Source organism: Chitinophagales bacterium, from assembly GCA_020636535.1.
In the GTDB taxonomy this organism is placed as follows: Bacteria; Bacteroidota; Bacteroidia; order Chitinophagales; family JADIYW01; genus JADJSS01.
The window spans coordinates 1,333,545-1,360,251 of the sequence record JACJXT010000011.1 but is presented as its reverse complement, the minus strand read 5'-3'; the positions used below and the strand labels follow the sequence as shown (position 1 = coordinate 1,360,251).

General features: G+C 30.1%; 23 protein-coding genes and 1 tRNA gene. 14 read left to right on the top strand and 10 right to left on the bottom strand.

Annotation, left to right across the window (positions count from 1 at the left end; genetic code table 11):
* A complete protein-coding gene (locus H6553_06255; protein MCB9033420.1) occupies positions 1 to 2,193 on the bottom strand; it encodes a glutamine synthetase III in 2,193 nt (730 codons plus the stop codon).
* Positions 2,194 to 2,256: 63 nt separating this feature from the next.
* Entirely contained in the window at positions 2,257 to 3,540 is a 1,284-nt protein-coding gene (locus H6553_06250; GenBank protein MCB9033419.1) for a hypothetical protein, read from the bottom strand.
* 104 nt (positions 3,541 to 3,644) lie between these two features.
* On the opposite strand from H6553_06250, the gene purL reads away from it, so the two are divergent.
* Both purL and H6553_06240 read left to right on the top strand, forming a co-directional pair.
* Positions 3,645 to 5,870, top strand: coding sequence for a phosphoribosylformylglycinamidine synthase subunit PurL (purL, locus tag H6553_06245; protein ID MCB9033418.1), 2,226 nt, complete (start codon positions 3,645 to 3,647; stop codon positions 5,868 to 5,870).
* Between the two features lie 6 nt (positions 5,871 to 5,876).
* Positions 5,877 to 6,548 carry an alpha/beta hydrolase gene (locus H6553_06240; protein MCB9033417.1) on the top strand — a complete coding sequence of 224 codons (672 nt, stop codon included), beginning with the start codon at positions 5,877 to 5,879 and terminating at the stop codon, positions 6,546 to 6,548.
* Positions 6,549 to 6,594: 46 nt separating this feature from the next.
* Here the strand turns inward: H6553_06240 and H6553_06235 are convergent, their stop codons facing one another.
* From H6553_06235 to H6553_06220, 4 genes are all read right to left on the bottom strand, one after another.
* Positions 6,595 to 7,395 (bottom strand): TerC family protein, encoded by an 801-nt coding sequence (locus H6553_06235; protein MCB9033416.1) that lies wholly within the window; start codon positions 7,393 to 7,395, stop codon positions 6,595 to 6,597.
* A gap of 294 nt (positions 7,396 to 7,689) precedes the next feature.
* On the bottom strand, positions 7,690 to 8,058 hold the full coding sequence (locus H6553_06230) for a DUF2200 domain-containing protein (protein MCB9033415.1): 369 nt from the start codon (positions 8,056 to 8,058) through the stop codon (positions 7,690 to 7,692).
* A gap of 93 nt (positions 8,059 to 8,151) precedes the next feature.
* Entirely contained in the window at positions 8,152 to 9,561 is a 1,410-nt protein-coding gene (locus tag H6553_06225; GenBank protein MCB9033414.1) for a 2-oxo acid dehydrogenase subunit E2, read from the bottom strand.
* 28 nt (positions 9,562 to 9,589) lie between these two features.
* Complete coding sequence (locus H6553_06220) at positions 9,590 to 10,840, bottom strand: competence/damage-inducible protein A (GenBank protein MCB9033413.1); 1,251 nt, start codon at positions 10,838 to 10,840, stop codon at positions 9,590 to 9,592.
* Positions 10,841 to 10,895: 55 nt separating this feature from the next.
* On the opposite strand from H6553_06220, the gene H6553_06215 reads away from it, so the two are divergent.
* Genes H6553_06215 through H6553_06205 form a run of 3 tightly spaced genes read left to right on the top strand, consistent with a single transcriptional unit; the run spans position 10,896 to position 13,107 of the window.
* Complete coding sequence (locus H6553_06215; GenBank protein ID MCB9033412.1) at positions 10,896 to 11,627, top strand: DUF4197 domain-containing protein; 732 nt, start codon at positions 10,896 to 10,898, stop codon at positions 11,625 to 11,627.
* Between the two features lie 12 nt (positions 11,628 to 11,639).
* On the top strand, positions 11,640 to 12,755 hold the full coding sequence (locus tag H6553_06210) for a CoA transferase (GenBank protein ID MCB9033411.1): 1,116 nt from the start codon (positions 11,640 to 11,642) through the stop codon (positions 12,753 to 12,755).
* Positions 12,756 to 12,759: 4 nt separating this feature from the next.
* On the top strand, positions 12,760 to 13,107 hold the full coding sequence (locus tag H6553_06205) for a hypothetical protein (GenBank protein ID MCB9033410.1): 348 nt from the start codon (positions 12,760 to 12,762) through the stop codon (positions 13,105 to 13,107).
* 77 nt (positions 13,108 to 13,184) lie between these two features.
* On the opposite strand, the gene H6553_06200 is transcribed toward H6553_06205, so the two are convergent.
* The 3 genes from H6553_06200 to folB all read right to left on the bottom strand — a co-directional run bounded on the left by H6553_06200 (position 13,185) and on the right by folB (position 14,713).
* The gene (locus H6553_06200) at positions 13,185 to 14,066 is read right to left on the bottom strand and encodes a sphingomyelin phosphodiesterase (GenBank protein ID MCB9033409.1); all 882 of its coding nucleotides are present in this window, start codon (positions 14,064 to 14,066) and stop codon (positions 13,185 to 13,187) included.
* Positions 14,067 to 14,236: 170 nt separating this feature from the next.
* Positions 14,237 to 14,307, bottom strand: a tRNA-Cys gene (locus tag H6553_06195).
* A gap of 52 nt (positions 14,308 to 14,359) precedes the next feature.
* On the bottom strand, positions 14,360 to 14,713 hold the full coding sequence (folB, locus tag H6553_06190) for a dihydroneopterin aldolase (GenBank protein ID MCB9033408.1): 354 nt from the start codon (positions 14,711 to 14,713) through the stop codon (positions 14,360 to 14,362).
* Between the two features lie 27 nt (positions 14,714 to 14,740).
* Between folB and H6553_06185 the strand changes: the two genes are divergently transcribed.
* Complete coding sequence (locus H6553_06185; GenBank protein MCB9033407.1) at positions 14,741 to 15,928, top strand: acyl-CoA dehydrogenase family protein; 1,188 nt, start codon at positions 14,741 to 14,743, stop codon at positions 15,926 to 15,928.
* Positions 15,929 to 16,143: 215 nt separating this feature from the next.
* Here H6553_06185 and H6553_06180 read toward each other — a convergent pair whose 3' ends face one another.
* Positions 16,144 to 19,338, bottom strand: coding sequence for a T9SS type A sorting domain-containing protein (locus tag H6553_06180; protein MCB9033406.1), 3,195 nt, complete (start codon positions 19,336 to 19,338; stop codon positions 16,144 to 16,146).
* Between the two features lie 818 nt (positions 19,339 to 20,156).
* Between H6553_06180 and sufB the strand changes: the two genes are divergently transcribed.
* From sufB to H6553_06140, 8 genes are all read left to right on the top strand, one after another.
* Positions 20,157 to 21,602, top strand: a complete 1,446-nt coding sequence (sufB, locus tag H6553_06175) for a Fe-S cluster assembly protein SufB (GenBank protein MCB9033405.1) — start codon at positions 20,157 to 20,159, stop codon at positions 21,600 to 21,602.
* A gap of 55 nt (positions 21,603 to 21,657) precedes the next feature.
* Positions 21,658 to 21,870 (top strand): hypothetical protein, encoded by a 213-nt coding sequence (locus H6553_06170; protein ID MCB9033404.1) that lies wholly within the window; start codon positions 21,658 to 21,660, stop codon positions 21,868 to 21,870.
* Positions 21,870 to 22,289 (top strand): putative toxin-antitoxin system toxin component, PIN family, encoded by a 420-nt coding sequence (locus H6553_06165; protein ID MCB9033403.1) that lies wholly within the window; start codon positions 21,870 to 21,872, stop codon positions 22,287 to 22,289. Before H6553_06170 ends, H6553_06165 begins: the two co-directional genes overlap by 1 nt.
* Before the next feature lie 37 nt (positions 22,290 to 22,326).
* Positions 22,327 to 23,070 carry a Fe-S cluster assembly ATPase SufC gene (sufC, locus tag H6553_06160; protein ID MCB9033402.1) on the top strand — a complete coding sequence of 248 codons (744 nt, stop codon included), beginning with the start codon at positions 22,327 to 22,329 and terminating at the stop codon, positions 23,068 to 23,070.
* Positions 23,071 to 23,169: 99 nt separating this feature from the next.
* Positions 23,170 to 23,529 carry a four helix bundle protein gene (locus H6553_06155; protein ID MCB9033401.1) on the top strand — a complete coding sequence of 120 codons (360 nt, stop codon included), beginning with the start codon at positions 23,170 to 23,172 and terminating at the stop codon, positions 23,527 to 23,529.
* A gap of 31 nt (positions 23,530 to 23,560) precedes the next feature.
* A complete protein-coding gene (gene sufD / locus H6553_06150) occupies positions 23,561 to 24,793 on the top strand; it encodes a Fe-S cluster assembly protein SufD (protein ID MCB9033400.1) in 1,233 nt (410 codons plus the stop codon).
* Positions 24,794 to 24,845: 52 nt separating this feature from the next.
* A complete protein-coding gene (locus H6553_06145; protein ID MCB9033399.1) occupies positions 24,846 to 25,484 on the top strand; it encodes a hypothetical protein in 639 nt (212 codons plus the stop codon).
* Positions 25,485 to 26,702, top strand: a complete 1,218-nt coding sequence (locus tag H6553_06140; GenBank protein MCB9033398.1) for a cysteine desulfurase — start codon at positions 25,485 to 25,487, stop codon at positions 26,700 to 26,702. It begins immediately after the preceding gene.
* The last annotated feature ends 5 nt before the right edge of the window (positions 26,703 to 26,707 follow it).

Below are 26,707 nucleotides of genomic sequence, written 5' to 3'. Positions count from 1 at the left end.
TTATTTAGTAATTAACATCTCTCGATATTTAGGTAAAGGCCAAAACTCATCATCAACAATATTTTCCAATTTATCTACAATTTGTCTGATGTTATTCATTAAAGGAATAATTTTATCGCTATAAATTAGTGCTTGTTTTTTAGCATCGCTTTCATTGTTTGCTTCTACTCTAATCTTAAACATTTCATCATGCATAGTCACTAAATTTTCTATACTATTAGAAACATCTTCTAGTAAATTTTGTTGTGTTTTAAATAGTTTTTTATCTAAACCAATATTTTTAAATCCACTTATATTTTCTAATAATTTATTTTGATAAGCTATACATACTGGAATAATTTGATTCATTACAATTTCGCCTAAAACTCTCGATTCAATTTGTAGTGCATTACAATAATTATGCAGTGCTATATGATATCTTGCCTCGATTTCTCTTTTTGTGTATACTTTCTGTTCCTCAAATAATTTAATTGCTTTTTCAGAAACTAAAGCATCTAAAGCAGTTGGTGTATTTTTATTGTTAGACAATCCTCTTTTCTTTGCTTCTTTTTCCCAAGCATCAGAATAATTATCACCTTCAAACAAAATGCGTTTGCTACTTTTAATTGTTTTCTGTAAAACTTTTAAAATGGCTACATCTTTATAATCTCCAGCTTTGATGAATTTATCAACTTCTTTCTTAAAAATTTGTAATTGTTCTGCTACAATAGTATTCATTATCGTCATTGGCAAAGCACAATTTGCAGAAGAACCAACAGCTCTAAATTCAAATTTATTTCCTGTAAAAGCAAATGGCGAAGTTCTGTTCCTATCGGTATTATCTAATAAAATATCTGGAATGGCTTTATCTATATCTACTCTAAGAATGATATTGTCTTGTTCATCAAAATTGTTTTCATCTACTCTTTTTTCAATCATCTCTAAAACCTTGTTGAGATAAGAACCAGTAAAGACAGAAATAATTGCTGGTGGTGCTTCATTAGCACCTAATCTGTGGTCGTTTCCATGAGAAGCAACAGCTGCACGCAACAAATCTTCATGTCTGTTTACTGCTGCAATAGTATTAATAAAGAAAGTTAAGAACTGTAAATTTGTTCTTGGTGTTTTTCCTGGCGATAATAAATTAACACCTGTATCTGTTTGCAATGACCAATTGTTGTGTTTACCACTTCCGTTGATTTCTGCAAATGGTTTTTCGTGAAAAAGTACTTTTAGTTTGTGTTTACTAGCTACTCTTTCCATCACATCCATCAACAATAAATTATGATCTACAGCTAAGTTTGCTTCCTCGTACATTGGTGCACATTCGTACTGCGATGGTGCTACTTCATTATGTCTTGTTCTGATTGGAATACCTAATTTTAGTCCTTCAATCTCAAAATCACGCATAAAAGAATACACTCGCTCTGGAATTGCTCCAAAATAATGATCGTCTAATTGCTGACCTTTTGCAGAACGACGACCCAACAAAGAACGACCACTCATTACAATATCTGGTCGTGCATAATACATGGCATAATCAATCAAAAAATACTCTTGTTCCCAACCTAAAGTTGTAAAAACCTGTGAAACATTTCTATCAAAATAATTACAAACATCTGTAGCTGCATTGTTTAATGCTTGAATGGATTTTAGCAAAGGTGCTTTAAAATCTAGTGTTTCGCCAGTATAAGAAACAAAAATCGTAGGAATGCAAAGTGTTTTTCCATTACCAACTGTCATGATAAAAGCAGGCGAAGTTTGATCCCAAGCAGTATAACCTCTTGCTTCAAAAGTAGCACGAATGCCACCAGAAGGAAAAGAAGATGCGTCTGGTTCTTGTTGTACTAATGCATCTGCTGAAAATTCTTCTATTCCACCAGTTGAATCTGGAATAAAGAATGAATCATGTTTTTCGGCAGTAGCACCTGTTAATGGCTGAAACCAATGTGTATAATGCGTAGCTCCTTGATTAACAGCCCAAGCTTTCATCGCAGCAGCGACTAAATCGGCTGTTTCTCTATCTACTTTTTTATTTTGTTGTTTTAAAGCATTGAATTTTTTATAGGCATCTGTAGAAAGATATTGTCTAAGTTCTTTTTCTCCAAAAACAGCATTGGCAAAGAAGTCAGAAATTTTTTCTTTTGGCATTTCCACCTCAATTTTTGGTCGAGATGAAAAGGCATTTATTGCATTAAATCTTTTAATTGACATCGTGCATTTTTTAATATCAAAGATGCAAAATATTACTTATGAAAAGAAATTAAACTATGTAAATTATTTAACAAGTTTAGTTTTAATTGCTTTAACTGGTTGATTATATTGCTTTAAACATAAACCAATTAATAAGAATGGTATGGCAATAGAACGATATCGAACAATTGCTCCTGAATTATTGACGATTAATCCAATTAAAAATAAAATGCTTAGTGCATACAATATACAAAACACAGCATATGGATTTTTATATAGTGATTTAAAATTAATAGTAAACAATAAACCTATTACAGTAAAAAGTAAAACATATGTTTCTAATGAAGCTAATAGTACTAATATAAAATTAGATTCTGTTGGTAATGGACGAATAAATGGATTAATAAATGCTTCTGAAATTAAATACAAAAAGCCATTTGTTGTATTTAGATTAGTTACTACATCGAAAGTAGTATTACCTGGATTAAGATTTAAAAAATGGTTTCTTCTAACTAAAAACTCGTCTATAAACTGAATATTTAAGAAATAATGATTCACTACGGTAAATACCATAATGAAAGCCAAAATAGTAAACAAGTATATATGTATAGACGATTTACGCATATCTAATCTTACATAAATCATAATAGAAGCAATTAATGGTAATAAAAATGCTAATAGATAAACTCTAATACAACCTAGCAATATTAAACCTAATACGGTTACTAATAAATTTTTCTTGGTATAAACTCCAGAAACAATTTTATCTACATTATAAAGAATAATACCTAATGAAAAAATAATGATTGCTTCTTTATGTACACCAGATGTCCAAAAAACGATAGACGGAATTCCAAATAAAATAAACTGTAATACCTTTTTATTATATACTTTATCTTCAAAAAATAAATATAAATTATAAGTACCAATAAATGACAACAAAGAGAAGAAAATAGCATGTACATTATACGAACCAAAAGAAATCAATCTAATCAATGCATTAATTCTTACGATAAAATAGTTACTCGTATCGTACCAAAAACTCATATCTGTAGTATAAGGCAACAAATTAGCTTCAACTGGTTTGTAATCATTATTACCAAAAACTAAGTGTAGGTATGTTAACACAGAATCTTTCAATGAACTAAAAACAATATTACCATCATTAAAATAGGTAAGTGTATCGCCACCATTTAAAATATGGTGCTTAAATAAGTATCCAAAATAAAAAGCACTTGCAATTTTCAATACAAAACCACCAAAAACGACTAATGGGTGGATGTTTCCTCTTTTAAAATACTTGCTCTTTATAACAAAGACAGATATTATTATTAGGTAAATAGATGGGATGATTAGTTCCTTTATCATACTTTGGTTAACAAATATAGAAATTAATTTAATTATCAGATAATATTTTTCTTCAAAAGGTTGCATAATTTTTCTTTACTTTGTCACCAACATAGAATCAAGTTATGAGCAACGATATTTCCACTAAGTTAAGCGATGTTGAAACAGCAAAATCATTAGGACTATTAGAAGAAGAATATAATAAAATAATTGAAATACTTGGCAGAGTACCCAATTTTACTGAATTGAGCATTTATTCTGTGATGTGGAGTGAACACTGTAGCTATAAAAATTCTATCAAATATTTAAAAAAACTACCAAGAAAAGGCAAACATTTACTAGTAGAAGCTGGCGAAGAAAATGCTGGTTTGGTAGATATTGGTGATGGATATGCTTGTTGCTTTAAAATAGAATCTCATAATCATCCAAGTGCTGTAGAGCCATATCAAGGTGCAGCTACTGGTGTTGGTGGTATCAACAGAGATATTTTTACTATGGGTGCTCGACCAATTGCGGCTTTAAATTCATTACGATTCGGAAAAATAGATGAAAAACGAACACAACATTTATTGAAAGGTGTTGTAAAAGGAATTGGCGATTATGGCAACTGCTTTGGTGTACCAACTGTAGCTGGCGAAGTTTATTTTGACGAATGCTATCATCACAATCCATTAGTCAATGCAATGTCTGTTGGAATTGTAAAAGTTGGTGAGACTGTTTCCGCTACTTCCGAAGGTGTTGGCAATCCTATTTATATTGTTGGTTCTGCAACAGGAAAAGATGGTATTCATGGTGCTACTTTTGCTTCTGAAGATTTGGGAGAAGATGCCGAAGATAAAATTCCTTCTGTACAAGTTGGAGATCCATTTCAAGAAAAATTATTGCTCGAAGCATCACTAGAAGCCATTCAAACTAATGCCATTGTTGGTATGCAAGATATGGGAGCTGCTGGAATTACTTGCTCTACATCTGAAATGAGTGCAAAAGGCAAACATGGCATGAAAATTTATTTAGATAAAGTGCCAACTAGACAAAAAAATATGTTGCCTTTTGAAATTCTATTATCAGAATCTCAAGAAAGAATGCTAGTAGTAGTAAAAAAAGGCATGGAAAAAGACATAGAACAAGTTTTTGAAAAATGGGATTTACACTGTGCTATTATTGGAGAAGTTATAGAAGGAAACAATTTATATTATTATTTCAATGATGAATTAGTAGCACAAGTTGATGCTGAATCTTTAGTTTTAGGTGGTGGTGCTCCAGTATACGACAGAGCCATTCAAGAACCTAGTTATCATATTACTAGAGATGCATTTTCTATCAATCAGATATTAGAACCAAACGACTTAGTTGACATTGCAAAAAAAATGACAGCATTGCCTAATATTGCATCTAAAAGATTCATATATAAACAATACGATTCAATGGTGCAAATCGACAATGTAAGTACCAATAATCAAACTGATGCAGCTGTAATTCGTCTAAAACACAACGACAAAGGTTTGCTAGTTACAGTTGATTGTAATTCTAGATATGTATATGCTGATGCGAAAGTTGGTGGTGCTATTGCCGTTGCCGAAGCTGCCAGAAATATTGTATGTACTGGAGGAACACCTTCTGCAATTACCAATTGTTTGAATTTTGGCAATCCATACGACCCAGAAGTATATTGGAATTTTGTACATGCTTTACAAGGCATGGGCGAAGCTTGCGAACGATTTGAAACACCAGTTACAGGTGGCAATGTTTCCTTTTATAATCAATCACCTACTAAAGCTGTAAATCCAACACCAACTATTGGTATGCTTGGTATTATTGATGATATAACAAAAGTGATGTCTTTAGATTTTAAAAATGAAGGCGATTTAATCTATTTAATTGGAGAAAATAAAAACGATATTAATTCATCAGAATATGTATATAATATTCACGATATAAAATTATCTCCAGCTCCATTTTTTCATTTAGAAACAGAATACACAATTCAAAAAACAGTAAGTCAGTTAATCAAAAACAATTTAATTGTTTCAGCACATGATATTAGCGAAGGTGGTCTTTTTATTTGTTTACTAGAATCTAGTATGAAAAGAAATCTTGGATTTGAAATTCAATCAGATACTACTATTAGAAAAGATGCATTTTTATTTGGCGAAGCACAAAGTAGAATTATAGTAAGTTGCCAACCAGAGTTAGCACAAGAATTTGAAAATTATCTCAATGAACGACAAACGGTTTTTTCTAAACTAGGAACAGTAAAAAGTAATACTATCACCATTGACAATGAAGACTTTGGAACAGTAGAAAGCTACCAAAAAATATATGACACTGCTATAGAATCGTACTTCAATTAAAAGAATATGAAACAACAAAGGATTTTTTTATTGCCTGGTTTTGGAGAAGATGCTTTTATTTTTGATGAGCTAAGACCTTGTCTTAAGAATTATCATTTAATTAGTGTTGATTACCGACCTATACTGAATAAATTTATTTTTCCTTTTATAGACAGAGTGAAATTTTGTAAGCAGCTTATCTCCTATTATAATATTGAAGCATCAGACAAAATTATTGGACATTCTATGGGTGGTTATTTTGCGTTTCAAATTCGGGAAATTCAAAATAATGAAATTTGTATGATTGGTGCTTTTAGTAATCCTAAAAAAGTAATTGATTACATGCCTGCTTTTCCAAGATTTTCTCAATTAATGGCTTTTAGTGGACTATTAAAACATGAGAAAGTAAATGACCATCTCCTAGAAAAAATAAAAGATGAACAGATAAAAACAATTCAAGAAAAAGTAATGACTAATTTTAAGTCGTTTACTAATCTTCAATTAGCACTAATGACGGAAATGAACTTTGCTTCAACAATTGAAAGTACTAAACCTAATCCATTACGCATTCACGATAAAAAAGATAGAATTGTAGCAGCTCCAGATGAAGATTTTATACCAATTAATGGTGGACATTTTTGTTTAAATATCTATCCGAATGAAGTTTATGATGCTATGCAAACATTTTTAGAGCAGTAAACTTTATTCTCATCATTAAACTTAGTAGCGTTCTAAAATCTTTAGCTTAATTTTGATTTTCATCTTTCATTTCTGAATCGTTGAGTTTTACTTTAGCTGCATTTCTTCTCAATCTCATATTTAATAATTCTACCGACAAGCCAAATGCCATTGCTGTATAAATATATCCTTTATTAATATGCTGATGAAATGCTTCTGCTATTAATAAAACGCCAATTACAACTAAAAATGACAATGCCAATATTTGTAATGATGGATTTCTATTGATAAATTTTGAAACTGGCGAAGCAAATATCATCATAATAGTAATTGAAATGATAACTGCCATAATCATTATCCAAACATTTTCTACTAGACCAACTGCAGTTAAAATTGAATCTATAGAAAAGATAGCATCAATTAATAAAATTTGTATAATTACAGAAACAAATGAAGTTGCTTTTTTCTTAACACCTGTTTGTGTTTCCTCTTCAATTTCTAATTTATGATTAATTTCTGAAACACTTTTTGCAATTAAAAATAATCCACCAAATAATAAAATTAAGTCTTTTACACTTAAACCAATTGGTTCTCCATTGTGTTCTTTTATAAATGGAATATGAAATAATGGATTGGTTAATTGAATTATCCAAGTTATAGTAAATAATAGTGCAATTCTAAATAACATTGCTAAAAACAAACCAATTAATCTTGCTTTTGGTTGTTGTTCTTCTGGTAATTTATTCGACACAATAGATATAAAAATGATATTGTCGATTCCTAAAACTATTTCTAAAAAAGTAAGTGTTAGTAAAGAAACAATGACTGCTGCATCTAACAAATTTGGAAATGTATCTACTAATAACATAATTTTATTTTGTGCAAATATACTGCAAATTAGTAGTATGCTTTATTTTTTCTTTGAAATTAAATCTATAATTGAAAGTAGCTATTATTTATCCCAAATACGCATTAGGTACTTTTTACACCATGAGTTGTACACATGGTTACTTAAATTGAAGTATTTCATACTTCTAGTTCTAATACAAATTAGGAAGTGCGTAGTATTTTCAACTTTATTAGCATTAGCTTTTAAGTAGTAAAGCGTTGCATAGCTACTCCACCTTAAAGAAAACCTATTTTCCTAATGCATAATTTGGGTTTATTTTGACTGTCTCAAAATTTTATCCATAGTTTTTCCTTTGGCTAATTCGTCTATTAGTTTGTCTAGGTAGCGTACTTGTTTGGTCAATTCATTATCTATTGCTTCTATTTTATAACCACAAATTGTTCCTTTGATTAAGGATGCATTTGGATTTAATGTAGCTTGCTTAAAGAATGATTCAAATGTAACTTTTTCATCGATGAGTCGTTGTAGCTCTTTTTCATTAAAACCAGTTAGCCATTCTATAACTTGGTATAATTCAGCTTTAGTTCTTCCTTTGCGTTCTACTTTATTGATGTAGTGTGGAAAAACTGATGCAAAAGTCATTTTTGCAATTTTAGCATTATGTTCTGGTGTTGGTTTCATTTTATAATTAGGAGATTCTTCGCTTCGTTAACTATGCTCTGAAGGACGATGAGAAAATATAATAACTATAAATTTTGACACTTGTATCTAACTTTAGATATCTTGCTCTACATCAAAATTTTCTAAATAATCGGCTACTCGTTTTACAAACATGCCACCTAAAGAACCATCAACAACTCTATGGTCGTAAGTATGCGACAAATACATTTTATGTCTGATTGCAATAACATCTTGTCCGTCAATTTCTAAAACAGCAGGTTTCTTTTCAATGCTTCCTACTGCCATTATAGCTACTTGTGGTTGATTGATGATTGGTGTTCCTAAAATATTGCCAAATGTTCCAATATTAGAAATAGTATAAGTACCGTCTTGTATATCATCTGGCGACAATTGGTTTTTCCTTGCTTTATCTATTAGTTGATTAATATTTTCTGCAATACCTAACAAATTGAGTTTATCTGTATTTTTAATCACTGGTACAATTAAATTTCCACTTGGTAGTGCTGTCGCAATTCCTATGTTAATAGTTTTTTTCTTGATAATAGTATCGCCTTCTACAGAAATATTAATCATAGGAAAATCTTTTATGGCTTTGCAAATTGCTTCTACAATCATTGGCATAAAAGATAATTTAGTTTTATATTTTTTTTCAAAATTAGTTTTATGTTTATTTCTCCAATTCACAATATTGGTCATATCGCATTCAACAAACGAAGATACATGTGGTGCTGTATGTTTAGAATTGACCATATGCTTAGCAATTAGTTTACGCATTCTGTCCATTTCTATAATTTCATTGCCATTGGTTATTGTAGATTTTTTTTCTTCCACAACTTTTGATACATCGTTTGGTTTCGCTATTTCGGCTTTTGCTTCTGTTTTTTCTACTATGTTCTCTTTCGGTTGATTTTTTTTCCAATCTACAAAAGCTAAAATATCTTCTTTCGTAATTCTACCATTTAAACCACTGCCTTTTATAGTACTTAGTTCTTGCATACTCACTTTTTCTGTGCTAGCAATATTCATTACTAAAGGTGAAAAAAATCCATCATTAGTTCCAATAATATTTTCTTTGGCAACTGTAGTAATATTTTCTTTTGGAGTTTCTTTTATGGTGATTTTTTCTTCTACTACTGGTTCTGTAATTGCTTCTTTAGTAGTAATTATTTTTTCTTCTACGATTTCATTTTGAGTTTCGGCACTTGAAATATTTTCTACTTTGGTTTCTTTTTCTTCTGGAATAAAATTTTGAGGTATATTACCTTCTACTTCAATAATTGCCAAAGGTTTACCCACTTCTACCACATCTCCATCTTGATGCAAGAGTTCTTTTATCGTTCCACTAACAGGACAAGGCACTTCTGAGTCGACTTTATCTGTAGCAACTTCAACAATAGTTTCATTTTCGTTGATAGTATCGCCAACTTGTTTGTTCCATGTAATAATGGTTGCTTCAAATACGCTTTCGCCCATTTTAGGTAATAATAAATAGTAATCTGCCATAATAAAGATTGTCTGATTACAATATTAATCAAATTGGATAATTTTTCCACAAAAATCGTCTTAACATTTCTAAAGCAATAACTGCACTCAACTCAATATTTTTCATTCGGTCTTTCGTTAAGTTGAATCGTTTTACTTTTGTTTGAAAACCATTAGACACACCAATATATACTGTACCAACAGGTTTTTCGGTAGTTCCTCCATTTGGTCCAGCTACACCACTAATAGCAACTGCTACATTTACTTGTAGTTGTTTTAATGCACCATTTAGCATTTCGGTTACAGTTTCTTCGCTTACTGCTCCAAATGTTTCTAAAGTAGTTTGTTGTACCCAAAGTAGCTCTTCTTTTACTGTATTGGCATAGCTTACAATTCCACCTTTAAAATATTGAGAACTACCACTAATAGAAGTAATTAAATGTGCAATGTAACCACCTGTACAACTTTCTGCTAAACCTAATTGTAAATTGTGTTGTAGTAGTATTTTTCCTATTACTGCTTCTAAAACATCATCATCATAGCCATATATATTAACAGCTAATACTTCTGAAATTTGCTTAGTATATTTATCAATTAATGTTTGTAATGCTTGTTTATCATTGCCTTTTGCAGTTAGTCGTAGTTTTACTTTTCCTACACTTGGCAAATACGCTAGACTTAAATTAGTAGGAAATGTTGCTATTATAGGTTCTATTTTTTCTGCAATAGCTGTTTCTCCAACACCTACAGTTAAAATATGTTTATGAATAATAATTGGCAATTGATACTCTTCTTTAATATATGGAATTAAACTTTTTTCAACCATGGCTTTCATTTCGTAAGGCACACCTGGCATCGACACAATAATACTTTTGTTTTTAGTAAACAACATTCCTGGTGCAGTTCCCATACTATTTTGAAAAACCGTACAATTATTAGGAACATAAGCTACTTGTTTACTCATATCGTTTATCGTTCTTCCTCTATGAATAAAAATTTCTTGAATATTTTTTAATGCCAATTCATTTAAAATCAATTCGCCACCAAAATATTCGCAGAGTACTTGTTTCGTAATATCGTCGCTAGTAGGACCAAGTCCACCTGTTATAATAACAATATCAGCTAAAGCAATAGCTGTGTCTGCATTGTTAATAATTTCTAATTTTTCATCACTAATGGTTATATGCCTCAAAACACTAATACCTAATTTATTCATTTCTTGTGATATATAACTCACATTGGTATTGATAGTTTGTCCATTTAACAATTCATCGCCAATTGATATTAATATTGCTTTCATTTTTCAAATTTTTATGCTTACTTTACCTTTCTAAAATAATAAAAACAAATTTAGTATGAAAAAAATATTTATACTTTTAGCATCTGCAGTGTTAACAATTAGCTGTTCAACGCAACAAATTCAACAAACAGTTGGTGCTATTTTAGGTGGTGGTTCTGGCAGTGTAACAGAATCTGAAGCTGCTGGTGGTTTAAAAGAAGCATTAACTCAAGGTATTAATATTGGCATGGGTTTATTGTCTAAACAAGATGGATTCTATGGCAATAGTTTAGTTAAAATTCCTTGGCCAGATCAAGCAGAAAAAATAAAAAATGCCATGATTAAGTTAGGCATGCAAGATAAAGTTGATAATGTAACGAAGTCTTTAAACAGAGCTGCCGAAAAAGCATCTGGTGTTGCTATTGATGTATTTGTAAACTCAATTAAACAAATGACCATACAAGATGCCATGACTATTTTATTAGGTGGTGATGGTACAGCTACTGCTTATCTTAAAAAAACTTCTACTCCTTTATTAACTGAAAAATTTAGACCTATCATTGATAATTCACTTAACCAAGTTAATGCTACAAAATTATGGTCAGAAGCATTGACTATCTATAATCAAATTCCATTTGTACAAAGTGTAAATACTGATTTAACTGGTTTTGTTACAGAAAAAGCATTAGATGGTGTTTTTAAAATGGTTGAAAAAGAAGAAAACAAAATCAGAGAAAATCCATTGGCAAGAGTTACTAGCTTAATGAAAAAAGTATTTGGCTTTGCTGATGCTCAAAAAAATAACTAAGCACAATTTAATATGATTCAAGGACCACTGAACGGTATTAGAATTTTAGATTTGTCGAGATTATTACCAGGACCTTTGGCTACGCAAATGATGGCTGACATGGGTGCTGAGGTGATTAAAATTGAAGATAAAAAAGCACCTGATTATACTCGATTTATGCCTCCACATTATAATGGTGTTGGTGTAAGTTTCTTAGCATTAAACCGAAATAAAAAGTCTATTACTTTAGATTTTAGTGATGATAAAGACAAGCAAAAATTCTTTGATTTAGTTAAAACTGCTGATGTTGTAGTTGACTCATTTAGACCTGGTGTTTTAAAAAAATTAGGTATTGATTATGAAACTGCTAAACAATACAATCATAGTATTATTTATGTAGCAGTTACTGGTTATGGACAAGATGGTGTTTATAATAAAAATGCTGGACACGACATTAACTATTTAGGTTATAGTGGTGTATTAAGTATGTTGGGTGATAAAGAAAAAATTGTAAAACCTGGTGTGCAATTTGCTGATATTTGTGGTGGAAGTTATCCTACAGTAATGGCTTGTTTAGCTGCTGTTATACATAAAAAAAATACAGGCGAAGGTCAGTTTGTAGATGTAGCCATGACGGATTGCGTATTGCCTTTGTTGTCTTTTTATATGACCGAAGGTTTGAATACCAACAAATATTATGAAAGACAAGAACATCCATTGGCTGGTAGTGTAGTTAATTACAATATCTATCAATGTAAAGATAAAAAGTGGATGGCACTAGGAAGTTTAGAACCAAAGTTTTGGATGAATTTTTGTATGATGGTTAATAAACCAGAATGGTCTAATCAATTGTTGAGTAATGAAATAAAAGCTGAAGTAGAAACCTTATTTTTATCGAAAGATAGTACAGAATGGATAGCACTTGCCAAACAATTTGATGCGTGCTTAACACCAATTTTAGAATTGAATGAATTAGAAAAAGAGCAATATCATATAGATAGAAATAATTTTATTGAAGTAGAACATCCTGAGAAAGGCAAATTAAAAATGATAAATCAACCAATAAAATTTGCTGCTTTTGATAAGCAAACATTTTCTTATCCACCAGAAATGGGAGCAGACAATGATGAAATTCTAAATAATTTATAATTGTATGAAATATTTATTCCTTACATTACTATTTACACCTCTATTTTTCTCCTGTAAAAAAGAAAAAAGTCACTTTGATAGCTTAAAAAATAGCAGTTGGACAACTTACTATCAATACAATGGATTTAATTTTTATGCAAGTAGCAACTTGCGATTATCGTCAGATTTTAGTTGTAGTGATATTGGTTTAGTTGATACTATAGTTGGTTCGTGGCAATATCAAGAAGAAAAGTTAAACATAACACTAGAAAATAGCACTATTATTGTTGCATCTTTTATTAGCAATGATAGTTTAAGTGGCACAATAAAAAATGGAGTAACTTCTGGTGTTTGGAGTGCGAAACGAGATTAGTATTTGTATAGAACTACAATATTCTCATGCTAGATACTTAGAAGGCAATTATAGCATTATACAACAAAACAACATGCTTAAAATATAATATGTAGTTCTACTGGTTGATGGTCGGATAAACTTTTGTGTTCTTTACACCATTGCAATTCTATTCTAGGAATACTTCTTTCTATGCTCTTGTATTGTAAGCCATTCGATTTATAAAAAATAAAATCTATTACTTTAGCTTGATTGCCTCCACACATATCATTATTTTTACTATCTATCGTATTGTTCCAATCACCTATAATTTCACCATCTTCTGCTTGTAATTTATTGAGTGTATATGGATATAATTTAGCATCTTTTTTATCTATATTAAAATCGCCACAAATAAAAATAGGTACACTGTCTTTTTCTTCTTTTTTTATTAGTGTTGCAATTTGGTCAACTTGACTCATTTTAGTTTCATCGCTTCCTCCAGCATTTAAATGTGTACCAATAATATGATATAACTTATCATTTTTATTTACTTCAACCATTAAAGCTCCTTTTCTGGCTAATTTATTATCGGCACCTTCTTTTTGTTTAAACTTGGTTTTACCTATTTTTTGCATTGGATATTTTGATGCTATATAAATACCACTGCTTGTTCGCAAAGAAATAAATCTTTTATAAGCTGGTCCAACTTGATATGGATATTCTTTTTTAATTCTTCTACGCAGCTTGCGTTTTGCTGCATGCAAAAACATTTCTTGAAACACCAACACATCATAATCTGATTTTTTTACATAGTTGGCTATTGCCTTTACTCTAGTTCTTTTACCTGTTCTATGCACAAATGGTGGCAACATAAATATGTTCCAAGACAATATTTTTAAATCTTTGGTTGTAGTATTGTTGACTGTACTTTCATTTTGTTGTGCATTTGATTCTATTAATAAAAAAAACAAACAAAACAGTAAAATTATTTTTTGCATAATATATTTTTGAGCAACTACTATAAAGCTAACAATATAAATCTATTCAAGCAAAACAAAGTATATTTTGATGTATCGATTTTTTCAATTCGTGGGCTAACTGGTGGGCAATATCTCTAAAAATAAAAAACGCAAGCTAGTTCATTATAACTACTTGCGTTTTATTTTTGAGGTCGGTGGCGGATTCGAACCGCCGTGGAAGCTTTTGCAGAGCCTTGCCTAGCCTCTCGGCCAACCGACCAGTTTATAATTGGACTGCAAAATTAATTAAATTTTCTATTCTACAAAATTTTTTATTTATCTTCTATTGTACAAAATGCATGCCCAACATTTCCTGATAATGGTGGATTCTTTTTCTTAACAGTAACTTTAATTTGTTGTACGCCTAATGCTTTAATAGCATCTTTAATTTTTGATGCCACTGTTTCTATTAATAAAGCAGATTCTTGCATCGCTTGTTCTACAATAGTATAAATCTGCTCGTAATTAATCGTGTTTTCTAGCTTATCATTAATTGTATTCTGTTGTTGTACAACAACTGTAACATCTACCTCGTACCAGCCACCAATTTTCCGTTCTTCTTCATAATATCCATGATAGGCGTAAAATTGCATGCCATTCAATCCTATTGTAAAATTATTTTCCATAACTTGTAAAACAAATATATCATTATTATGCAAAATGCTTATCAAAATAGTTACAAAGGATTTGATTACTTGTTATTAGACGATTTATTAACTACAGAACAACTGTTAATTAGAGATACTGTCAGAACTTTTGTAAATCAAAATATATTACCAACTATTGAAGCTATTGCACAGAGTGCTGTTTTTCCAAAATCACTCATGCAACAATTAGGTGAAGTTGGTGTTTTAGGCATTACTATTCCACAACAATATGGTGGAAGTGGTTTAGATTATATAAGCTATGGTTTAGCCATGCAAGAGTTAGAACGAGGTGATTCTGGCATTCGTTCTTGTGCTAGCGTACAAAGTTCTTTGGTAATGTATCCTATCTATTTATATGGAAGTGAAGCACAAAAGATGAAATATTTACCCAAATTGGCAAAAGGTGAGTTAATTGGTAGTTTTGGATTAACAGAACCTAATCATGGTAGTGATCCTGCAAGTATGGAATGTACACTCATTAAAAAAGGCAATCAATATATTTTAAATGGAGCTAAAATGTGGATTACTAATAGTCCGATTTGCGATTTAGCGATTGTTTGGGCAAAAAATGAAGAGAATAAAGTTGTTGGTTGTATTGTAGAACGAGCAATGAAAGGTTTTACTACACCAGAAATTCATAATAAATGGAGTTTAAGAACTTCTATTACTGGCGAAATGATTTTTGATGAGGTGATTATTCCAGAAGAAAATATTTTACCATTGGCAAAAGGACTGAAAGCACCATTGTCTTGCCTGTCTTCTGCTAGATATGGAATTTCTTGGGGAGCTATTGGAGCTGCTTCTGATTGTCTGCATCATGCTTTGTGTTATAGCAAAGACAGAAAACAGTTTAATAAACCATTAGCCGCTTTTCAGTTGACACAAAAGAAATTAGCCGAATCATTAACTAGCATTACCCAAGCACAATTGCTGTCATTTAGAGTAGGACAACTTTTTAACGAAAAGAAGGTGAGTCCACAACAAATTTCAATGGCAAAACGCAATAATGTAGCCATGGCGTTAGATATTGCTAGAACTTGCAGACAAATTTGTGGTGCTATGGGCATAACTGGAAATTTTCCGTTTATGCGTCATGCTATGAACTTAGAAAGTGTAATTACTTACGAAGGTACGCACGAAGTACATTTACTGATAACTGGTATGGATTTAACAGCAGAAAATGCATTTGAATAAATGACTATTATATGTTATTAACTTTAAACAAATAATATATTACAAAGTATTTTTTATACTATGAGTTGCACACATGGTTACTCAAACTGAAGTATTTTAACTTTATTAGTTCTAGCTTTTAAGCAATAAATAGTTGCGTAGCTACGCAACCTAAATAAACAAAATGAAAACCTATTTTTCCTAATGCGTAATTTGGGTTTAATACATTGCCAATTTTACTGTTTTACTAATTTCCCGTTATTAATGATATTTCCTTTTTTGTCTAGTATTTTGTAATAGTACATTCCATTGGCAATATTATTTATACCAAAGGAAACTATATTTGAATTAATTATTTCTTCTTTTATAGCTTTTCCATCAATTGATATAATTTGTATTTGATATGCTTGCGAATTTTGTTTAAACGAGAATGTAACTTCATTACTAAATGGATTTGGATATACTTGTACTAACTCTGAATTTTTATCATTATTAATTGCTGTTATAATCAATAAATTATTCGTTGTAGGAAATCTATCGTCCATTAAATTTGAAGTGGTATTGGTTTTAATTGGATCATTAAAATCAAAATAAATATCTGCATTGTTTTGAATGGTAATTCCATTTGAAATGGTATCGTGTGGTTTGATACTAAAACTTAAAAAACCATTACTTGCCAACTCATTGGTCGTAGAATCTGGCAAGTTGATATCATTAAATGTAAATTTTAAAACGATATAATTGGTGTTTCCTACAAACTCAAAATCGTAAGTATGTGATGATGCTCCAAACATGAGCGTAGTAATATCTAAATTGGCATCGAGTGTATCAATCACTACTACTTTGTATGCTGTATCTGTTCCTGTGTTTTGAAAACGAATGGTATAATGTAAAGTTGAATTTCTGTACAACTGACCATTTTCTCCACTTCCTTTTGGTTGCACTTGTTTGTCATTTGGATCGTAGCTGTCTATAATTGGCAAACACTCTTCAGCTACTTCATAATCTTCATCGTCTTGTGGTAGATCGTTGTAGTAACCACGATTAGCTGGTAATGCACAAGCTTCTACAGTATATGTTGGATGAGAATTTCCTGGATGACCATACGATTGATCTGCTTCTATTCTATAAGTTGCTCCATTGTTTTGAAGATTAATAATAATACTATCACCTGCTAGTAATTTAAAATTAGCAGTACGACCTAATTGGCTATTTTGATAGATTCTATATTCGGAAGAATCTTGCATATCTTCTCCGTTGTTTTTAATAACAAACTGTACTCTGTAGGAAGTACAACTTCCACTTACTGCTATCGAGCTTTTATCCCAACTAGTAACTGCAGTATCTAAATTATTAAAGCATTCATTTTTAGGTGTAATCCAAGCTTTGGTACATTGTGTAAGACCAGCAATACCACTTTCGCATAGTGTTTCATCTACTATTCTAATTATTCCTGATTGTCCATAAGCAATATTGTCGATTAAGAATTCGTATGTATTTTCATTAATTTGAGTATATGGTTTATTAGCTGCTAATATTCTTACAAATTCTGGCATCTGCACATAAACTTTAACATTGTTTGCATTTTCATTACCTATATTAGAATAATTAACAACTGTAAGACTTTTTAAGCATCTTCTTCTTCTATCAGACGATATATCTATGTTTAATATGACACATCTTTTATTATCAATAAAAAAATTATTATTAACAGGAATATTATCAATATTATTTATATTAATACTTAATTTTCCATTTGTTGGACAATTGTATGTTGTATAAATATTTTCAAATTGATGAGGAATTAATAGTTCAATTTCGTGACTACCAGAATCTACTGGCAATTGATATTCTCCATTTTGATTAGTAACACAGTAATTACCTGATGTATTATCTCTTACTAAAAATCCACTAATTGGTTGATCTAATCCAAAAACATAATTACAATCATTAGCAAAATCGTTATATACTTTACCAGTTAAAGGAGCTGTTGGATTTGTTTTTTCAAAATTAAAATTAACTGTCCAAAAATCTGTTTCATTATTTACAGCACCACCACCATAATTATTTTCTGTTTTTAAGCCACTTGCATTTGAGTTGGAAACACAAGCTAAAATTATATCTTGTTCTCCAATCGCACTTAAATCGCCTTTGCTAAGCGTTGGGCTATATTCGTCTTGTTCTCCACCTAACATACCTTGACTAACAATTTCACCAGTTTCATTTAATTTTACAATCCAAATATCTTTAGCACCATAACCACTTACTGTTTTATTGCCAGAAACAGTACTTGTAGCAGTTGATGCTATTATATAATAATTTTTTCTTTCATCATTATTATAAATTCTTATACTTGTTGCTTCGCTTTCTGTAGCTGTAGAACCTAGTGTTCTTTGCCATAAAATATTGCCAGTACTATTAATTTTAATTACCCAAGTATCGCCATTTCCAAAATGACCATTTGTTTTATTACCAGAAAAGCCAGAAAAAGAAGTTCCTACTAATAAAAAGTTGCCATTGTCTAAATCTAAAATCTGATTGATATAATCATCACTTGAGCCACCATAGCTTTTTTGCCATTCTATATTAAGATTAGAATCTAGTTTTACTAACCAATAATCATAACCACCATAAAAATCTGTAAATCTATCACCAAAAATAGAATTACTTTGTATTCCTAATAAATATCCTTTATCATCAGTTTTTAGCATAGATTTTAGATAATCATTTCCTATACTGCCTATAGAAATATCTCTTATTTTTGTTAAGTTCCAACCAGAAGGAAAAATTCTTCTTTGAGTTTCAAACTCTACTAACCAAACATCTGCTCCTCCTTTATTAGCAATAGTTTTATCACCAGAGATACCAGCTGTAGTATTTCCAGCAGCTATTAGGTTGGCTCGTAACATTGAAGTATTAGAAGCTGATTGTATTATTGTTACTAATGAATCATCTTGATTTGTACCAAAAGTTTTATCCCAATTAAAAACACCATCTGCATCTACACCTACAATCCAATAATCATTACCACCTCTTGAGTTTTCTGTTTTATCATTTCCTATCGTAGAATTTGATATTCCACCTAATGCTGTACCAAAAGCATAACTATTAATACTTGTAAGTTTATCTGAATTATTTCCTTTTATAGTATTTTCCCATATTATATTACCACTATTAGGTTCTAATTTATATGCCCAATAATCATCATTAGTACTACTTTCTGATTTAATAGAATTTGCTAAAGAATTTGAAGTTCCTCCCATATAAACTCTGCTATCAAACAACAATATAAATGTCTTACTCGTAAGACCACCTTCATTTCTATTACCACCAATAGTTTTATCCCAATTTATTTTTATAATCTCATTGGTTTGAGCGTTGGCAGTACCAACAATTATAAATACCAATAAAAAACTCAATAGCTGTTTCATAAATATTAATTAATTCCTCAACAAGGTAATAAATATTTTTAATCTATATTATTTTACTATACTAAAAATGAAAAATATATTTTTATCTCCATTTATATTGGGTGAGATACGAACAAAATATCTCTTTATTAATAACAAAAAGGTTAAATTGCTACGCTGTTGGTAAAGAGAGATAGCTTCGTCATTCTTCCTTACTAAAACAAAACACACTAAAACTGCCATTTTGGCATAAAATTAACAATTTACTCCACTTCAGAAGTACCCACCCCCACTTCGGAAGGGGGGGTAGCCACCCATTTTGTCAGTTTCACTTAGATTTTGAGTACTCCACCCCACTTAAAACATTAACTCAGTTTACCTTTTACCCTAACTTGGTTTGGGTTTTAAGTAGACTTACCTACTTATACAAGTGGTATATACCACCTCAAACATAAATTGGCTTAATGTTTTAACTAAACTTGGTTTACTTTTTACCTTAACTTGATTAGTGTTTTAAGTACACCTACCTACTTAAAACATAAGTCAGCTTAGGTTTTATCCTAACTTGGTTTGGATTTGAAGTGACTCGGTTTACATTTTTAATTAACTGGCTTAGTTTTTTAGCAGCTTGGCTTAACTTTAAAGTGGTTTTACTTTGTATTATCATCACTTAGTTTTATTAAAACATCAGCTATCTTGGTGGCTGTTACCTAAAATTTAGCTCTAAATAAACACTATTATAAAAACTACCTTTTACATAATCATCACATATAAAAGGTTGCTTTTTTACCAAAAATTGGGTAATATTGCAGTCTATTTAGAATCAGTTTAAATAAGTTATGAGTACACAAGATGAAATATTAGACGAGATTACTTCTTCCGAATATAAATATGGTTTTGTAACCGAAATAGAACAAGAACAAGCTCCTAAAGGTATCAATGAAGACATTATTCGGTTTATTTCTGCCAAAAAGGAAGAACCAGAATGGATGTTAAATTGGCGACTAAAAGCTTTTAAGACATGGCAAAAGATGAAAGCACCACACTGGGCTAAAGTCGATTTTCCTGAAGTTGATTTTCAAGAAATAATCTATTACTCTGCTCCTAAACCAAAGAAAGAATTGAGTAGTTTAGATGAAGTAGATCCTGAGTTATTAAAAACTTTTGAAAAGTTAGGCATATCTCTCGATGAACAAAAAAGATTAAGTGGCGTAGCGATTGATGTGGTTTTTGATTCCGTTTCGGTAAAGACTACTTTTCAAGATAAATTAAAAGAACTAGGTATAATATTTTGCTCTATGAGCGAAGCCATTAAACATCATCCAGATTTAGTGAAACAATATATTGGTTCTGTTGTTCCTCAAAACGATAATTTTTATGCTGCTTTAAATAGTGCTGTTTTTTCTGATGGTTCGTTTTGTTACATTCCAAAAGGTGTTCGTTGTCCTATGGAACTTTCGACTTACTTTAGAATAAATTCTGCAGGAAGTGGTCAGTTTGAAAGAACGCTTTTAGTTGCAGACGAAGGCAGTTATGTGTCGTACTTAGAAGGTTGTACAGCACCAATGCGAGATGAAAATCAGTTGCACGCTGCTGTGGTAGAACTAATTGCACACGATAATGCCGAAATAAAATATTCTACGGTACAAAATTGGTATCCTGGCGATAAAAATGGTAAAGGTGGTATTTATAATTTTGTTACTAAAAGAGGCATTTGCAAAGGCAACAATAGTAAAATATCGTGGACACAAGTAGAAACGGGTTCGGCTATTACATGGAAATATCCTTCTTGTATTTTGGCTGGCGACAATAGTATTGGTGAATTTTATTCTGTGGCTGTTACCAATAACAAACAACAAGCCGATACTGGTACCAAAATGATACACATTGGAAAAAATACTAAAAGTAGAATTGTGTCTAAAGGTATTTCTGCTGGATATAGTGATAATTCGTACAGAGGCTTGGTAAAGATTCATAAAAAAGCTGAAAATGCTAGAAACTTTTCGCAATGCGACTCTTTACTAATGACTGATACGAGTGGTGCGCATACATTTCCTTATTTGGAAGTAAGCAATAAAAGTGCGAAGGTAGAACATGAAGCTACGACTTCTAAAATTGGTGAAGATATTTTATTTTATTTTCAGCAGAGAGGCATTGACGAAGAACAAGCTGTAGAAATGATAGTGAATGGTTTTTGTAAAGAAGTAATGGACAACTTACCTATGGAGTTTGCAGTAGAAGCTAGAAAATTATTAGCCATAAGTTTAGAAGGTAGTGTTGGGTAGTTTTTTAATTAGTGAATGAGATAAAGGAAAAAATTATTAACTTTAAAAGTATCAAATGAGTAATTCAACAATTCAATCAAACTTAAGTAACTTACAATTAGAGCTACTTAAATTGTACGCTTCTGGTGTAAATGATGAAGAATTATTGGAAATAAAACAATTACTATCTAAATACTTTTTAAAAAAAGCTGTTAACGAAGCTACTAAAGTTGCTAATGAAAAAAATTATACGCCAACTGATTTCGATAACTGGTTGAATAAAGAGTAATGTTGCAAATAGTTTTAGATACCAATATCATTGTAAGTTCATTAGCAAGTACATCTGCTTATCATGCTATTATTGAATCTTATTTTAATGATGCGTTTTGTTTATGTATTTCTAATGAAATTTTATTAGAGTATGAAGAAATCTTAAAAAAAAAATATAATGCTCAAACAGCAGATTTTTTTATTAATGCAGTTTTAATCAATCCAACAACAATATTTTCAACTATACATTATAAATGGCAATTAATAAATTCTGATATAGATGATAATAAGTTTGTAGATTGTGCTTTACAAAACAATGCTATTTTAGTTACAAATGATAAACATTTTAATGCTTTAAAACAAAGTTCATTTCCTGTACTAAACATCCTCAATATAACTGAATTTATAGCATTATTAACATCAAATGAAATTCGCTAATTATTAAATTAAATAATATAAAATATAATATATAAATATGATACAAATTAAAAATTTACATGCAAGTGTTGAAGGCAAACAAATCTTAAAAGGTTTGAACTTAACTATAAACAAAGGCGAAATTCATGCTATAATGGGACCAAACGGAACTGGAAAATCTACCTTAGGTAATATTATTGCAGGAAAAGATGGTTATGAAATTACCGATGGCGAAGTATTGTTTGAAGGTCAGAATATACTAGAACTCGAACCAGAAGAAAGAGCTAGACTAGGTATCTTTTTAGCTTTTCAATATCCTATAGAAATTCCAGGTGTGTCTAATGCCAATTTCTTAAAAACTGCTGTTGCCGAAACTAGAAAAGCTCAAGGATTAGAGCCTTTGTCTCCTAGCGATTTTTTAAAAATGATGCGCGAAAAAATGGAATTGGTAGAAATGAAAAAAGACTTTATTTCTCGTGCTGTAAATGTTGGATTTTCCGGTGGCGAAAAGAAAAGAAATGAAATTTTTCAAATGGCAATGCTACAACCTAAATTTGCTATTTTAGATGAAACGGATTCAGGTTTAGATATTGATGCACTACGAATTGTTGCCAATGGTGTAAATAAATTAAGTAATGAAAACAATGCCTTTTTATTAATTACACACTACCAAAGATTATTAGATTATATCGTTCCTGATTTTGTTCATGTAATGTATGATGGAAAAATTGTAAAAAGTGGTGATAAATCTTTAGCATTAGAATTAGAAGAAAAAGGTTACGAAGAATTTGAATTGATTTAATTTGATAATGTATCAATTAGTCAATGTATTAATTTAACAATTCAATATACTTAAAAAAACATTAATAAATTAAATAATTATTGAATTATTACATTAAAAATGAAAAGGATAGAAAATAATATTATCATTCAAAAAACATTTCAATTTGCTTTACTGATTGTAAGTTATGTAGAATTATTAGAGAAAGATAGAAAATATGTAATTGCCAATCAATTATTAAAATCTGGCACATCAATAGGTGCAAATTTAAGAGAAGCACAAAATGCAGAAAGTAAAAAGGATTTTATACATAAAGTGAAAATCGCAGCAAAAGAAATTGAAGAAACTGAATATTGGTTATTGATATGTGAACATTCAGAAAACTATCCAAATTGTACAAAATTAATAGAAAAATTATTAGAAATAAGAAAAATTACAGCTAAAATTATAGCTACATCAAAAAAATCATTAAATAATTAATAAATTAAATAATTAGAAAATTAAACAATTAATGAACATAACAATAGATACACTAAAAGAAATATCATCTAAATTAAATGATAAAAAACAACAAGAAGCATTGTTAAAAGCAGTCGATTTAGGTTTCCCTAGCATGAAACAAGAAGAATGGAAATATACTTATTTCAATAATATAATAAAAAATATTGATATATTAGCCAATAATAATACTATTCCTAATTCCATCAATAACGACTATATAGATGCTATTTGTTATTCACCAAATCGTTTGGTTTTTGTAAACGGACAGTTTCAAAGTGCTTTGTCTAGTTTAGAACAAAATCCTAAAATTATATTTTGGAATGGCATAGCAGATAATTTTATTGCTGACAATAATTTTTTAATCCAACTTAACCAAGCATTAAGTACAGATGCGTTACATATAGAACTAGCAGATAATCTATTGTTAGAAAATCCTATTGAATTAGTGTATATCAATACCAATGCCAATAGTATGCTTCAACACCACAACCAAATTAAAGTAGGAAAAAATACACAAGTACAATTTATAGAACATTATATTAATGATGATAATTTTTTATCGTATATGAATAACTATACTACAATAAGCGTAGCAGAAAATGCAGTTGTACAATGGTATAAAATTCAAGATGCAGGAAATCAATTAAACATTACTGATAATACCTACATCAACCAAGACAAAACAAGTGTTTGTAGTGTATTTACCACTACACTTTCTGCCAATATTGTAAGAAATGTTTTACACTTTGCATCTAATGGTGAGCATACCGAAAGTAATATGTATGGATTATATTTATTAAACAATAATGAACATGTAGATAATAGAACACAAGTCGATCACAAAGTTGCTAATTGTAATAGCAATGAATTGTACAAAGGCATTATTGGTGGTGAAGCAGTTGGCGTGTTTAACGGAAAAATTATAGTCCACAAAGATGCACAAAAGACCAATGCCTTTCAGTCTAACAAAAATATTTTAATTAGTGATGAAGCACATGTATATACCAAACCACAATTAGAAATTTATGCTGATGATGTAAAGTGTAGTCACGGTGCTACCATTGCACAAATTGAAGACAGCGAATTATTTTATTTGCGAAGTAGAGGAATAGACAAAGAAAGTGCTAAAAATTATTTATCGTATGCCTTTGCTCTCGAAGTAATAGAAAGCATTAGTAATAAAAACATAAGAGAGTTACTCATTAAAAAAATCGCCAAAAAATTAAATATAGATATTGAATAAATGGTTGAAATATAAGGTGAATACTATAGTTAATTATATTGTTTTTATTTTTTTGTGTATAATATTATACAGATGTAATTCATTTAACAATTCCAATAAAAGTAATGAAATAGCAGAAAAAAAATCGATTGCAACAAAAGATGTTTTTTTTGACAGAAAAATAAAATACAATAAAGACAGTCTTATTTATTCTGATACTTCATTAAATGTATTTGTAGATGAAAATATTTCCTTTATTGATAGTATTAAATTCTATAGCAATTATAGAAGTAAATATATGGTTTATAATCTTTTTCAATATAATGAAGCACCTTGTAGTATTTCTAATGACTCTTTAAAGTTTATTATTAGTAATGCTATTATTAATAATAACACTTGTTATTCTTTAACTACATACTTTATAAGTTTGTACAATCAAAAATTCAATCACGCAAATTATTATTCAGTTGATGTTGTGGTTGACTTATCTGAGGCAAACAATGCAAGAGATAAAATTGACTTGATATTGAATAAAGGTCATTTTGAGATTAATGATACAATGAAAGGAATATTAATTAGATATAACAATATTGATTATTTAAAAGAAAACGAATACAAATTCGATACTATTTGCTTTAAGTATTTAGTTAATAATGATAATATTGTTAATAATGTATTGACAAAAATTATAAATTATAAAATAAACTTTTAAATGCTCAACATACAACAAATACGACAACAATTTCCGATACTAAACGAAACGATTAGAAATAAACCTTTAGTCTATTTAGACAATGGTGCTTCTACGCAAAAGCCAATTACGGTTATTCAAGCAGAAAAAGAATACTACGAACACTACTACGCCAACATACATCGTGGTGTGCATTATTTAAGTCAGATTGGTACAGACTTATATGAACAAACAAGAAATACTATTCAAAAATATATAAATACAAAGAATAATTACGAAGTTATTTTTACATCAGGAACAACAGAAGGTATCAATTTGGTAGCCAATAGCTTTGGAAGAAAATTTTTAAACGAAGGCGATGAAGTTGTTATTTCTGCAATGGAACATCATTCTAACATTGTGCCTTGGCAAATGATTTGTGAAGAAAGAAAAGCTGTACTCAAAATTATTCCAATGCAACAAGATGGTTCGCTTCAAATAGAAGACATTCAAAATACCATCACTAACAAAACAAAAATGGTGAGTATCACTCATATTTCTAATGCATTAGGCACTATCAATCCAATTAAAGAAATTATAAATATTGCACATCAACACAAGGCAAAAATTTTAATTGATGCAGCACAATCTATACAACATTTTAAAATAGATGTACAAGATTTAGATTGCGATTTTTTAGTTTTTAGTGGACATAAAATTTATGGTCCAACTGGTACTGGAATTTTATATGGCAAAGAAGATATGCTTAACGAAATGCCTCCATTTTTTGGTGGTGGTGATATGATTAAAGAGGTTACTTTTAAAAAAACAATATATAACGATTTGCCTTTTAAGTTTGAAGCAGGTACACCAAATATTGCTGGTTCAATAGCACTTAAAAATGCCATTGAGTTTGTAGAACAAATTGGATTAGACAATATTGCTGCCTACGAAAATGAATTGCTACACTATGCTACCGAAAAATTACAAAGCATTAATGGTTTAACAATTTATGGTACTGCAAAAGAAAAATCGAGTGTTATTTCCTTTTTGCTAGATGGTATTCATCCTTACGATGTTGGCGTTATTTTAGACAATCAAGGGATTGCAATTAGAACAGGACACCATTGTACACAACCTATTATGGATTTTTACAACATTCCAGGAACTTGCAGAGCATCATTTGCTATGTACAACACAAAAGAAGAAATTGATAGTTTATACGAAGGAATTTTGAAAGCAAAAAAAATGTTGAGTTAGTAGAA

Excerpts from the sequence above, each read along its gene's own strand:
- H6553_06255 (MCB9033420.1), bottom strand. The coding sequence starts at position 2,193 with ATGTCAATTAAAAGATTTAATGCAATAAATGCCTTTTCATCTCGACCA.
- H6553_06250 (MCB9033419.1), bottom strand. The coding sequence starts at position 3,540 with ATGATAAAGGAACTAATCATCCCATCTATTTACCTAATAATAATATCT.
- purL (MCB9033418.1), top strand. The coding sequence starts at position 3,645 with ATGAGCAACGATATTTCCACTAAGTTAAGCGATGTTGAAACAGCAAAA.
- H6553_06240 (MCB9033417.1), top strand. The coding sequence starts at position 5,877 with ATGAAACAACAAAGGATTTTTTTATTGCCTGGTTTTGGAGAAGATGCT.
- H6553_06235 (MCB9033416.1), bottom strand. The coding sequence starts at position 7,395 with ATGTTATTAGTAGATACATTTCCAAATTTGTTAGATGCAGCAGTCATT.
- H6553_06230 (MCB9033415.1), bottom strand. The coding sequence starts at position 8,058 with ATGAAACCAACACCAGAACATAATGCTAAAATTGCAAAAATGACTTTT.
- H6553_06225 (MCB9033414.1), bottom strand. The coding sequence starts at position 9,561 with ATGGCAGATTACTATTTATTATTACCTAAAATGGGCGAAAGCGTATTT.
- H6553_06220 (MCB9033413.1), bottom strand. The coding sequence starts at position 10,840 with ATGAAAGCAATATTAATATCAATTGGCGATGAATTGTTAAATGGACAA.
- H6553_06215 (MCB9033412.1), top strand. The coding sequence starts at position 10,896 with ATGAAAAAAATATTTATACTTTTAGCATCTGCAGTGTTAACAATTAGC.
- H6553_06210 (MCB9033411.1), top strand. The coding sequence starts at position 11,640 with ATGATTCAAGGACCACTGAACGGTATTAGAATTTTAGATTTGTCGAGA.
- H6553_06205 (MCB9033410.1), top strand. The coding sequence starts at position 12,760 with ATGAAATATTTATTCCTTACATTACTATTTACACCTCTATTTTTCTCC.
- H6553_06200 (MCB9033409.1), bottom strand. The coding sequence starts at position 14,066 with ATGCAAAAAATAATTTTACTGTTTTGTTTGTTTTTTTTATTAATAGAA.
- folB (MCB9033408.1), bottom strand. The coding sequence starts at position 14,713 with ATGGAAAATAATTTTACAATAGGATTGAATGGCATGCAATTTTACGCC.
- H6553_06185 (MCB9033407.1), top strand. The coding sequence starts at position 14,741 with ATGCAAAATGCTTATCAAAATAGTTACAAAGGATTTGATTACTTGTTA.
- H6553_06180 (MCB9033406.1), bottom strand. The coding sequence starts at position 19,338 with ATGAAACAGCTATTGAGTTTTTTATTGGTATTTATAATTGTTGGTACT.
- sufB (MCB9033405.1), top strand. The coding sequence starts at position 20,157 with ATGAGTACACAAGATGAAATATTAGACGAGATTACTTCTTCCGAATAT.
- H6553_06170 (MCB9033404.1), top strand. The coding sequence starts at position 21,658 with ATGAGTAATTCAACAATTCAATCAAACTTAAGTAACTTACAATTAGAG.
- H6553_06165 (MCB9033403.1), top strand. The coding sequence starts at position 21,870 with ATGTTGCAAATAGTTTTAGATACCAATATCATTGTAAGTTCATTAGCA.
- sufC (MCB9033402.1), top strand. The coding sequence starts at position 22,327 with ATGATACAAATTAAAAATTTACATGCAAGTGTTGAAGGCAAACAAATC.
- H6553_06155 (MCB9033401.1), top strand. The coding sequence starts at position 23,170 with ATGAAAAGGATAGAAAATAATATTATCATTCAAAAAACATTTCAATTT.
- sufD (MCB9033400.1), top strand. The coding sequence starts at position 23,561 with ATGAACATAACAATAGATACACTAAAAGAAATATCATCTAAATTAAAT.
- H6553_06140 (MCB9033398.1), top strand. The coding sequence starts at position 25,485 with ATGCTCAACATACAACAAATACGACAACAATTTCCGATACTAAACGAA.